4 protein-coding genes are annotated in these 13,599 nt (G+C 30.0%); all 4 read right to left on the minus strand.

Annotated features, from left to right (window positions below; all coding sequences use genetic code 11):
• Positions 1-110: 110 nt before the first annotated feature.
• Positions 111-971 carry a YitT family protein gene (locus tag AXY43_RS12205; protein WP_012060924.1) on the minus strand — a complete coding sequence of 287 codons (861 nt, stop codon included), beginning with the start codon at positions 969-971 and terminating at the stop codon, positions 111-113.
• A gap of 217 nt (positions 972-1,188) precedes the next feature.
• Complete coding sequence (locus AXY43_RS12210; RefSeq protein ID WP_243099208.1) at positions 1,189-3,096, minus strand: methyl-accepting chemotaxis protein; 1,908 nt, start codon at positions 3,094-3,096, stop codon at positions 1,189-1,191.
• Between the two features lie 74 nt (positions 3,097-3,170).
• A complete protein-coding gene (locus tag AXY43_RS28460; protein ID WP_279220083.1) occupies positions 3,171-3,305 on the minus strand; it encodes a hypothetical protein in 135 nt (44 codons plus the stop codon).
• A 729-nt stretch (positions 3,306-4,034) separates the two neighbouring features.
• A complete protein-coding gene (locus AXY43_RS12215; protein WP_105411615.1) occupies positions 4,035-13,280 on the minus strand; it encodes a GH36-type glycosyl hydrolase domain-containing protein in 9,246 nt (3,081 codons plus the stop codon).
• Positions 13,281-13,599: the final 319 nt, after the last annotated feature.

Here is a 13,599-nt window from a genome sequence, read left to right on the forward strand (position 1 = left end):
ACCCCATAATACTCAGGCACTAAAGTTTATCATTTTAATTTAGTGCTTATTTCCAAAAAGTCCACCATAAATTAAATTTTTATGGTGGACTTTTATATTTTTAACCTATTTTAAATTGTCAAAAAGCCCTTACCTCTAACCTCAGATATATCAATAATTGTTATAAAAGCTCCTGGATCTATCTGATGCACAATACTTTTTAGTTCAACCATTTGGTGTGAGCTTACAATACAGTAAAGCATTTTCTTTTTATCATGAGTATACTCACCTTCCGCGAACAAAGATGTAACTCCACGGTTAAGATCTTTTATTACATAATCAATAATTTCTTTTTCTTTTCTTGTTAGAATAAGAAGAAGTTTTTTACTGCTAAATCCTTTTAATACTCTGTCAAGAACTGTACTTTGAATGAACAAAGAAATAAGAGTATACAATGCTTGTGGAATACCAAATATTAATGCTCCTATAATAACTATTATCAAGTTTAGAGAAAATCCCAAACTTCCTATATTAAAATTCGAATATTTTTTTCTAATAAGCATGGTTATAATATCTGTTCCTCCTGTGGAACCATGTCTTAAAAATACCATTCCGTAACCAATACCACATAAAACCCCACCATATATACAAAAGATAAGTAAATCACCATTCATATCAATTAGGCGCGAAAGTGGTTTTGTTATAAGCAGAGAAGCTGAAAGACTAAGCATCCCTATTGTTGTATAAATCGTAAATGATCTGTCGAGTTTTTTATAACTCAATACAAGTAACGGTAAATTAATTATTAAGATTACTACTCCAGATGGAACTTTAAGAGTGTACTCTAAAATCAGTGCAATACCAGTGGCACCACCACTTAAAAGTTTTGCATGTACTAAAAATAGATTTACCCCTAAGGATGCAATCATGCAGCCTAAAAATATGAAAAACACATCAACTATATTATGCTTCAACTTATAATATAAACTCATTTGTATACTCCTTGCAAAATGGTTATTTGGGTTTCATTTCATTTTTCAGATATTATTCTATATTCAATCTTTAGTATTTTCAACAGATTTTTTACAGTTTCTACAAAAAGTTTTTACTATTTATCAAGTAATTATTAATAATTTATGTGATATAGCAAATAAATATCAATATTACTACCAGAATAGTAACATGATATCTATTTACATTGAGAATTTATTAAATTTTGAACTTATCAACTTCCATTTCTAAACGCTCAGCTTTTTCTTTCAGTTTTTCCACTTCCTGTGATACTTCTAAAATAGCTTCCGTTTGAGTTTGAATTGATGCTGTTACTTCCTGTGAACATGCTGCTGTTTCTTCTGATATTGCCGCAATATTATTTATTGAATTTACTACTTGTTCATTTTTGTCATTCATTTCTTCAACAAAGCTTCCCATATAATCTATTGCAGTTGTTATTGTATCAGTTGCCTGCGTAATACTATTAAAGGCTTCATTCACTTCGTTTACTGAAACAAATTGATCCATGGATACTTCTTTGACTTTTTTCATATCACTTACACTGCTTAATATATCCTGCTTTATATTTAAAATTATCTCTGCTATATTTTTAGTTGATACTGCTGAATTTTGTGATAATTTTTGAATCTCTGTTGCAACTACTGCAAAACCTTTGCCAGCTTCTCCTGCTCTTGCCGCTTCTATAGATGCATTTAGCGCGAGTAACTGAGTCTGCTCTGCGATCCCCTTTAAAACTCCAAGTATATTTTCTATATTCTTAGATTTATCACTTAAGCTTTCTATATTTCCTTGAGTTTTTTCTACAATGGAAATTGTTGTTTGTGCCTTCTCTTTTAAATCTTGAACCTTGTTAATTCCATTTGCAATTGCTTTAGATGAATTGATTGATTCATTAATCATTAGATTAGTCTTTTCCTCTAACTCATTAAATTCTCCCCTCATATCTTCTCCAAGTCTTGCACTCTCTTCTGCTCCACTAGATTGATTAGATGCTCCTTGCGCTATTTCCTGTGATGTAATATTTATATCTCTTGCCACATTAGTTGTTTCCTGAGACTTTTCAGCCAAAATTGCAGAACTCTCTTTCATATCATGAGTCAAATCTTTTGTTTCGATTAATAAAGCAGAAACCTTGCTCATCATCTCATTGAAGCTTTCACCTAATAATTTAATTTCATTTTTCGCTCTAGTAGAAGATTTCACTGTAAAATCACCAGTTGATGCTATAGATAATAAGTTTGATATTTCTATTATAGGCATTGAAATTCTTTTCGACACATACATGATTACTGCAGCTGCTGCAAGTAATATTATTAAGCCTGCGATTAATGAGATTTCTGTTATGTTATTTATAATAGCCTTTGCACTAGATTCCTTTTGAACTGTTATAACTGACCAATTAAGTGAATTTCCATCTAATTTTATGTTCGTATAAGATGCATAGTAATTTTGACCATTTTCTTTATATTTAATGCTACCATCATTTCCAGCCATTAACTGAGCTATGATTTCTTTTAGTCCATCTGATACTTCTATCGGCTCTTCCTTAGGATTTCCCTCTTTGACTCCAGTTGTTCTAGTTTGGTTTTTATAATTATATAATTCCTCAATCACTTCGGTATTAGGGTGTGCAACAACAACACCCTCTCCATCTATTATGAAAGAATATCTTCCTGATGCTTCATCTGAATATTCACTTACTACTTCCTGCAATTTTTCTAAATTAATATCAGACCCCATTACTCCAACAAACTTATTATCTTCAACCAAAGGAACAAATATTGAAGTTACTGGATTCTTAGAAGAAGCAGAATAATAAGACTTTGATACAAATGATGATAAAGAGCTTTTTGCTTGTGAAAACCACCATCTGTCTGATCTATCAGCAAGATCCCCTGATGATCTCCCAGTCTGCATTCCTTTTTCATCCTGCATATATAATAATTCAAAATATGGATTTCTGTCTTTAGTTTCTTTAAGTACTTTTTCCTTTGTATCTTTACTTCCTTCTCTTACTTCTGAATTATATGCTAGATCTTCTGTCACTTTATACGCCGTATCCATAAAAGAAGAAACATTTTTTGATATAAGCTTAGATAACATTTCGTTCTTACTATTTATTTCATTATCATAATATTTCGATAAAATAGTGCTTACACATAAAATAATTCCAAGAGTCAGTCAACGGATATTGATAGCATTGTGATTAGGAGTTCGCTTTTTATGCTCTTTATTTTCACAGAGCTATTTTTATCTTTATTATTTGTTTGCTTGTCCATTGTCTTTTCATATTGTTTTCTAATCAATCCCATTTATTTTCTCCCCTTATCAATATTTCTTATAAAATAAGTAGTAGTTTTAGAATTATTTTTTACACTATAAAAATTATGTTTATTACATTAAATTTACTTATTCTTTTACAAGTTATGCTTATTTTTCATGCATTATTGATAAATTATAACATATTACTAGCTATTATCAACATTTATAATGTTTTTTATATAATAAACTACATATTTAATAAAATTCTAAAGAAAAGTTAGTCTTAGACTTAATTTTATGAATAGATTTACTGCGGATACGTAATAACAATTTCATGGTAACACTTTGAATTTTTCATACAGCTTAAGTCATTTAAATAATTTCGCTTTATAACTCAAAATCTATATACTTCTCTTAAAGCCAAAAAGCTGTATAAGATAATTATAAAATCATCTTATACAGCTTAAATTTATGTGTGGGAAAACCGAAATTAGATACAAATTTGTTCCAGCGGACTAGTGAAATTTTCGCTGGATAGTTCTAAGTGGAAGGTTGAACTATTCCAAATGTGCTAGTTCAAAAAGTGAGAATCGAAATTTCACATTTCGTTCTTCGAACTTTCTCTGTGAGCGCTTGTTATTTGAGGCTAGCACTTTGGGTGCAACTTTATAGCCTTGGAATCACCCATCACAATTACCTCGAAACTGGAACAAAAGTATATTATTCATTTCGGTGAGGCATACGCATAAGTATAGATTATATTCGTTTTATCTATATACTCATTTTAAGTATACAAAAACTTCTAGCTTACCGCTGTTTCTTGGAATTAAGTTATCTTTCATTACTTCTCCATTTACAACTACCTTTGTAACAACTTGATTATCACTATTTTCTGAGCTATAAGGTATGGATGTTACATCACTTTGATAATTATTATTTTGCTCATTATTCTTAGTATTTACGTTTAATCCATTTTCATTATTTGCTCTAGATACTTTTATAGTGTAATCTTCTTTTTCATTTGTAATCTTTATTTCAAATTCGTTCCAAGCTTTTGGTATACAAGGATTTATAGCATATCCCTTGTCTTGAACCTTTCTAAGTCCCAAGATATTTTCAACGCCAACTCTGTACATCCATCCTGAAGCTCCTGTATACCAGCTCCAGCCTCCTCTTCCTGCATGAGGCTCTTTTATATACACGTCTGCTGCCATTACATAAGGTTCTACTTTATATGTCATACACTCTAACTCTGTTTTTGCATGATTTATAGGATTTATCATATTAAAGTAGCTTACTGCTTTATCACCAAGCCCAAGTTTAGTTAAAGCAAGTATTACCCAAACTGCAGCATGAGTATATTGACCTCCATTTTCTCTTACACCGGGCACATATCCTTTTATATAACCTGGTTCTAACTTAGAATTACTAAATGGTGGTGCAAGCAATAAGATCATTCCCTTATCTTTCTTTACAAGGTTATTATCCACGGCTTCCATTGCTTCAATACTACGTTCCTTCTGTCCTGCACCTGATATAATTGCCCAGCTTTGAGCTAACGAGTCAATTCTGCATTCTGGATTTTCTCTTGAACCAAGAGGTGTACCATCATCAAAGTATGCTCTTCTATACCAGCCGCCATCCCAAGCGTTTTTCTCTAGGTTATCTCGTATAAACTCTCTTCTTTCTTGAAAATGTTCTTTTGTTTGCTTATCGTTTTGCTTATCTGCAATTTCAATAAAGCTTTCTAGTATTGAATATAGGAACCAACCAAGCCATACGCTTTCTCCTTTTCCTTCGTTTCCAACAGTACTCATTCCATCATTCCAGTCTCCACTACCCATTAAAGGAATATTATGAATACCAAAATTCAAACTCTTTTCTATAGCTTTTAAGCAATGTTCATATATAGTTCCTTCCTTTGATGATTGATTTACTATGGTATATCTTTCATCCTCACCTTCTCTTAAAGGTTCATCTTCTAAGTACGGAGCAGTAGCATTTAAAATATCGTAATCTCCTGTGGAGTTAATATATTCGGCAGTTACATAAGGAAGCCATAATAAATCATCACTAAATCTAGTTCTTATTCCTGAATTAACAACAGGATGCCACCAATGTTGAACATCGCCTTCTACGTACTGTCTTGAAGCACTTCTTAGTATTTGCGCCTTTGTTATTTCTGGATTTACAAAGCCAAGTGACATAGAATCTTGGAGCTGATCTCTGAATCCATAAGCACCACCACTTTGATAAAATGCACTTCTACTTAAATATCTGCAACTTAGAGTTTGATATAAAAGCCATCCATTTAAAAGATAATCTAATGACTTATCTGGTGTCTTAACTTGTATATTTCCTAGGAAATTGCTCCAATATTGTTTTACTTTATCTAATTCACTTTCTGCATTTCCAAAAATCTTGTATTTACTTATTAATTCATCTATTTTTTCTTTTTCGTCTTGACCAAATAGGATTAGTAGTTCCTTTTTTTCACCTTTTCTTAACATAATGCTTGTTTGTGCTGCTAAACAAGGGTCATAGATCCCACCAGACTTATTGCTTAACCTATTATGTTTTAGAGCCTCAGGACTAAAGGTTTCTCCTCCAATACCTAAAAACTCTTTATTGTCCCCAGTGAAACTCAATTCTTTCCCACCTATAATGGTTAAGTAAGCATTTAATTTTCCAAAATATTCACTGTATGGATTATGAGCACCTATAAATTTATTTTTGAATGTAAAATCTTCATTACTATTTTTAATGCTGCTTCCATTTACTACATCTATTGTTTCTTTATAGTGTGATTCATCTCCACCTATATATGTTGAGATATATCTTGAGCTATCATACTCATAAACACCCAAAACAAGTTTTGCATAGTAGAATAGTGAAATACTTCTATCATCATTACTTAAGTTTTCTAGCGTAACCCTCTGAATTTTTAATCTTTCATTTTTAGGAGCAAAAATTTCTAGCTTTCCTTTTATATTGTATGCTGTATGCCTATATTCAGAGTATCCAAAGCTATGTTTTATTAAATAATCACCTGAATCTCTTGCAGGTTTTGGCGTTATTGAAAAATACTCACCAGAGTCATTATCTTTAATATATAATGCTTCTCCTATAGGATCTCTAATATAATCATTACTCCAAGGTGTTATTTTATTTTCTCTAGAATTTCCACACCAAGTATATCCTGATCCTACTTCTGATATATGAAATCCGAAGTCATCATTTGAAATAACATTAATCCAAGGTGCTGGCGTATTTCTGTAATTAGATAGTTTTATTATATAACTATTATCTTTCTTGCAAAATCCACCATAACCATTAAAGAAATCTAAATCACTTACATCGGGATCTTCATCCACATCTTTAATATAATTATTAGAATCTTTTGATACATCTAAATCTAAATCAACTAAACTAGAAATTTCCGAGTTATAAACTAACTCTCTTTCCTTCTTACTTTGATTAGATTTCTTATCTATTTCTAATTCATCAATATCATCTTGATCTTCTGGCTCATTAATATTCTTTATTAAATCATGAATATTAATTACTTCTTCATCATTATCATATACTTCATAAGGTATGTTTTCACCATCTGTATCTTGGTTAGGATTTTCATCCTTATATTTATCCTTAAACCTTGAATTATTTCTTAAAGCTATACGCGAATCTAATCCCTCATCATCTAAGTCCACATATCTATTAAAATTCTTTTCATTATATGCATATGAACTTAATGGATTATTACTGTCTACATATATTCTAGAAATTCCTATTAGTAAATTCTTGATTTCAACGTCCATGGTTGCTTTATTGTGAATAAATATTCCACCTGCTTTATTAAGATAATTACCTACATTAGATGACCTTATTACTTCCATGATATTTTTTTGAAGTGGTTCATCATAAGAAACTTCTTCATTATTATATATAATTAAATCTAACTTAACTCCCTTAATTCTTAAGTAATTATGGAATTTTACCATGGTATATACTAAATTTATGTCTTCTTCATTTTCTATAGACAACATTATAATAGGTAAATCTCCTGAGATTCCATATGCCCACAAATCCTTTTGATGCCTTGAAATATTACTAATATATTCTTCTCTATTTTTTCTAGTATTAGTTAGAAAGAAAATTGAGCTTGCAGCACTTTGGAATATATTGGCTATAGCACTTCTTATTCCTAAAGTCTTTAGTTCAAGCTGTGCACTTATGCTATAATTTTTAAATACTCTCTCTAGCTTACTATTGTCATTGTTATTTCTGCATATTTCAAGTATTTGTTCTTTTGACTCACATATTCCAGTTATATAATAAATTTCCTTCTTGGAGTTAGGCTCTAATCTAATTCTTGTTCTTATACTCATTATAGGATCTAAAACTGTTCCCACAGTATTATCTAAAGCCTTATCATTATCCATAGCTTTTGGATTCTTCAATTCTCTATTTCTTCCTATAAAATTTATTCTTGAAGTTTCATATGAAATACTTCCCTCTAAGTCTCCATTAACAACCGCCTTATGGAAAATATATGGAATTTTTGCATTCTTGACTCTACCTCTTCTGCTTCCTATAAGAACACTTTCCTTTTCATCATATTCTGTTTGAACAAATAAATTAGAGAATGTTGGATGAACTACGTCAGCACTGAATGTAGCTAAAGTCACTTCCATGTAACTTGTTATTTCAATACTTCTTCCCTTATCTCCTTTGTTATTTAAAGTTAATTTTCTAACTTCAAAGTTTTCTTCTGATGATATTGAAACTTCCATCGAAGTTTCAATGTTACCATCTTTTCTACTAAATTTAGCTTTATCTAAATTGAACTCAACTGAATACTTATCTCCAATATCTTTACAAGGCTCAAAGGTTGAACTCCAATATTCATTTGAATTTAAATTCTTTACATAGAAGAACATTCCACTATCATCACTTGTAGAGTTTCCCTTCCATCTATAGAGCATAGTATCATTCTTTTTTGAATATCCATTTCCGTTTACTGTTAACATAGATGAATATTCACCATTGCTTAATAGTAATACTTGTGGACTATCCTGATTCACTTTTTCAAATACTCTTGGAATTAAAACCTCTCCCTCAAAATATCTATTCTTAACAGAAAAATCTTCATTTCTTTCAAAAACAACATTTTGTGGAATTTTCTCTTTTAGTAAAAGGTCTGTAGATTTTATCTCAGGAAGATCGTGAAATCTATTTATCAAAATATCATTACATAGAATATTATCCAAAGCCATAAGTGACATTCCTAAATGATGTACCATATAAGTTGCAACTTTATTGACCTTCTGTGGATAACTTGAGTTATCATAATTGCCCTCATCGTCATTATTCATGTGAATCCTACTGATTTCATCATTCTTATCCACATTATTCACATTATCAACATGCTTATCATTCATATAACTTGTATTTTTATCCTGTGTATTATCCACTATTTTTTCATAGTTATCCACATAATCCTCATACTTATCCACATTTTGTGTATAATTTTTTCCATTTGTTGAAATATTCTGCTCAAGAAGATCACTTTTAGAAAGTGTCATTATGTACTTATCTTTCCTAGCTTTAGTATAATCTAAAGCTTCTATGAAACCATATCTTCCTAATGCGCCTAACTTTTCAAGTTCTTTAAGATTTTTAATTCCAGAATCTTTATCAAAAGAAATAGCCATTAATGTTGAATATGGAGATATTACAAGATCATCTTCAAGTCCCCGCTTAAGACCAAGTCCAGGCACTCCAAATGCCTTATATTGATAATTTTCTGCCGCATCAAATTCATAAAATGCAGATTCTGATATCCCCCAAGGAGACTTCTTTTGTTTTGCAAAGCTTTTTTGCGCCTTTATAACAGACTTATATGTTTGGCTAAGTAAGGTCTTAGGATAATTCCTCATTATTAATGATGGCATAAAATACTCAAACATAGTTCCACTCCAAGATACTAATGAATGAGTATGGAATGCGTTAGTCATGGAACGTCCTAGCTTAAACCAATGAGAAGAAGGCACATCATTTTTAGCTATCGCAACAAAAGATGCTATTCTTGACTCAGATGCAAGTAAATCATAATATGAGTTTCCAAGAGAATTTTCCTCTACATTATATCCGATAGAGAATAGTCCTCTAGTTTTATCATAAAGAAAAGTAAAATCCATTTCTTCTGTTATTTTATCAATATCTTGTATTATATTATCTATTTTATCTATGTAATTTTTGAAATTATTTATCTTTTCTCTAAATTTGCCTCTGAAATTATCCCCATTTTTTCTTCTATAATTCTCGCATCTGTGGATTAATTCAACAATATCTGGGACTCCTTCGAAAAATTCCTTACTATATAACTTTTCTATACCTTCAAAAATAAAATTATAATAGCTAATCTTTTTTCTAACCTCACCTATAAGCTTATCAATCCAATATCTTGCTTCTTCACTCTCAAGTTTTAATTCGCCTATACTGTTTTCCTCTTCATCACTTAAATTATTTTCATTATTCATATTATTATTTTCCGACTTAAGTTTCTGCTTTAGACTGATTATCTGCTCTGTTTCCTTTAAATCTTGAAGTTTAAAGGAAATTTCATTTAATACATTTATATATTCTCCAATATTAATATGTGAAGAAAATTTAAGCTTTAAATTAGGGGCTTCATCTTCAATTATTTTGTAAATATCATTCAAAGATGTAACTTCTTTTACTCTTATAACTTTATTATGTTTAAGCTCTTCCATAGACCTCTTTAGTACCCATAAGTTACCTAGAAGATTTCCACTATCAACTGTTGATACATATCTAGGCCATAAAGGTTCTTTTGTTTTTGTATCATACCAATTTAGATAATGACCATTAACCTTTTGAAGAGTTTTCATGCTATTTAATATGAGTTCTATTCTGTCAACAAACTCTGCCATAGTTATATATCCCAAGTCATATGCAGCAATGCTTGAAGTAATTCCCATCCCTATATTAGTTGGAGAGGTTCTATGTGCAACTCCCTTAAATGGCTTCTCCTGATAGTTATCTGGAGCTAGGTAGTTGTTTTCTTCATTAACAAAATCCTCATAATAAGCATATATTCTTCTAGAAATTTTTCTTAAGTAAGTTTTTTCTTCATTCTTTAAAGTATTCTTCTTGTGTTCTGGACGTTTAATACTTATGGTATAAGCCATATAAGGGCTAACTATCCATAATGCCGCAACTACTACACTATAAGTAACTACTCCTAACGAACTATAAAATGATAAGTATAGTACAAGCAGACCCATTATAGGAGCAATCCACATTCTCTTTAAATAATTAATAAAATTATTCCTTGAGTTTTTTTCTACAAGTTCTGCTGACTGCCATTCTAAAAGATTTTTCTTAGAAAACATTACTCTATATAGTGTTACTATTATGGCATCAAGCATCAAAAAAGCTTGATAAGGAATAAAGCTTACTATTAGCACTATCTGCTCTAGCGTTTTAAATGCTCCCATTAATTTATTTTTAGGTGTTACAACAAAATCTGTTACCACAAATACTAATGGAGTTATTAAAGCTAAGAAGGCGAGAAGTGCGACCTGACTTCTTCCAAATAAAACAGTGAGAGATAATATAAGAGCAAGAAGTAAATTAGGTGCTAATAAACTTCTTCTTAGGTTATCAAATATCTTCCACTTATATAATAAATTTATTTTATTAGAAAATAACCATCCTATTAGCTGCCAGTCACCTCTAACCCATCTATGCAATCTTTTGCAGCTAGATTCATAAAATGCTGGATATCCATCAATAAATTCCACATCACTTAATAATCCGCATCTTGCAATACCACCCTCAAGCAAATCATGACTTAGGACTGTATCATCTTTTATAGAATTACTTAACACTTTATAAAATTCATCTATACATATTATTCCTTTACCAGTAAAGGACCCTTCTCCAAATAAATCTTGATAAGTGTCAGAATAAGCAACGGAATATCCATCAACTCCTTCTTCTCCTCCAAATACTTTTGAAAAATAAGTTTGATTCTTAGCTTCTAGGCTAATGCTCACCTTAGGCTGCATTATTCCATATCCTCTTGCGACTCTATTGCCTTTTATATGAGGAATATTAAGAATATGGCTCATAGCCCCTACAAGTTTAAAAGCACTTTCCCTAGGCATGAAAGTATCTTCATCTAATGTAATTAGATACTTAACTTGTTTCAGTTCTTGAATATCCGAGCTAAAAACATTATAAGTATGATTCTTACCATCTCTAATAAGAGCCATAAATTCCATTAACTTTCCACGTTTTCTTTCTCTGCCCATGAATACATTTTGTTTCTTATTATAAATTCTCTTTCTACTAAAGAAAAAGAATCTATTTTCACTAACTCCTTGGTCGTTTTTAAAGTCATCAAAATATTTCTCATTTAAATCTCTAGCATATTGAACTCCTGATTTAATTATCTCAACATCTTCCGGAGAAGTCTCATGCTCAGAATCATGAAAATCACTTAGCAAAGCAAAATAAATATTCTTATCCTTATTTCCACAATATGCTACTTCTAATTTTTTCATAAGTTCTTTAACTTTCTCTTTAGAATTTACTATAGCCGGTATTACAACCACAGTTTTATTTCCTTTAGGAATTCCTGAACTAAAATTTAATTTTGGAATTAATCTAATATCAACAACTTTACCCACAGTATAATTCGTAAGTCCAATTATTATTTCATTGACTGGAATTAATATTATAAGGAACGAAATTACGTACTGTACCAAAGTGTATCTAACACCTAATAAGCCGCTTATTAATAAAATAAGAAAACTTATTAAGAGTGTTCCAAAAATATTGCATGCTACATACGTATTTGCAGATATAGTTGTTTTTATATTATTTCCATATTTCTTTAACTCGTTTATTCCCTCATCAATTAAGTAATATCCAATATGGCATTTATAATTTTCTTCTTTATTAGTTTTACTATTTCTTGCAAGCTCTAAAATATTGCTAGCTAAAGTAATTTCATCTGCGTTTGATATTCTAGCCATCTTTTCGAGCTTATGCCTATAATAATCCTTAGATTCAAAATCCATGCTATCATAAATATTCGCAGGATCATTTTTAAGTATTTTTTCAACAAAAGAAGTTTCTTCAAAGAATCTTCTCCAGCTTATTCCCTCAATCTTTCTAATAAATGTTATGTATTCTCCAATATTTCTTTCTAAAACTTCTTCTCTTAAATCACTTCTAATATTATTTTTATCTAAATCCGAATTTACTTTCCATTTAGATTCTACAAGATCATTTATTCTTGGATCTTCTATAGAATTATCTCTTAATACACTAAAAAATTCTCTTAAAAATAAAGGTCCAATATTCTTCCCAACATTAATATTTCCTATTTTTTCTTCGAACTTATTGTTATTAATTGCATCTATTATCTTTTCAGCTATATCTCTTCCTCTTATGATTTCTTTTTGAATATCAACAAGTTCGTTAGTATACTTAGATAAATTTATTATTATAGCTATTTTAAGCATTAATGGGAATGCCCACAATTCTCCTGTAGTGAAAATTTTCTCTTTATTATTAAAATTTCCGTTTTCAATATCGCCTTGAAGTCCGTTTATATATGATATAAGTTTATCACAATCAATCTCATTCCCGTTATTTATATAGTCCTTTGCCACTACAAAAATGCGTGGAATAAGTTCCCTATTTTCATTATCTTCATCTGTATTGTTATCTTTATTTCTATTGTAATTAACATTACCTATAGAAGATAGTCCCTTAAAATAATCTATAGGCATCTCAATCTTTATCGCTTTGTACTCTTTTTCTATTAAGTATATATTATCAAGAAGCCATTCAGATGCCCCAAGCACTTTATATCCGTTCTTAGATAATTTGCTAAAGTACCTAAAATTTTCATGGATGCAAGAAAATCCATCAGCTAACTCTTTTAAAACATTCTTTCTTACTCCATAAGAATTATTTCTCCTCAAGTAAAAAACTCCCTTCTTACTATTGGTATATTCAAAAAAAATAATAAGTTAATATGATAGTCTATTTATCTTTATACTTTATAAATATAACTTCCCAAAAGTACCTCGCTATGAGGAAATCATACTTTTTATCTAAAGATAAATACAACATTTTGCATTATCGATTATTATTTTCTTTCATATACCTAACATTAATAACAATTACCCAACGGAGATATTTTTACCAAAATTATAAAAAGTATTCTTAAATTCAAATGTTATCTGCGGAATAAAAAAATTATAAAAGATTTAATTACATTCTAATTTCATAAATAAGAAA

Source organism: Clostridium sp. MF28, from assembly GCF_002969175.1.
Taxonomy (GTDB): Bacteria; Bacillota; Clostridia; order Clostridiales; family Clostridiaceae; genus Clostridium; species Clostridium beijerinckii.

Excerpts from the sequence above, each read along its gene's own strand:
- AXY43_RS12205 (WP_012060924.1), bottom strand. The coding sequence starts at position 971 with ATGAGTTTATATTATAAGTTGAAGCATAATATAGTTGATGTGTTTTTC.
- AXY43_RS12210 (WP_243099208.1), bottom strand. The coding sequence starts at position 3,096 with ATGTTATCTAAGCTTATATCAAAAAATGTTTCTTCTTTTATGGATACG.
- AXY43_RS28460 (WP_279220083.1), bottom strand. The coding sequence starts at position 3,305 with ATGGGATTGATTAGAAAACAATATGAAAAGACAATGGACAAGCAAACA.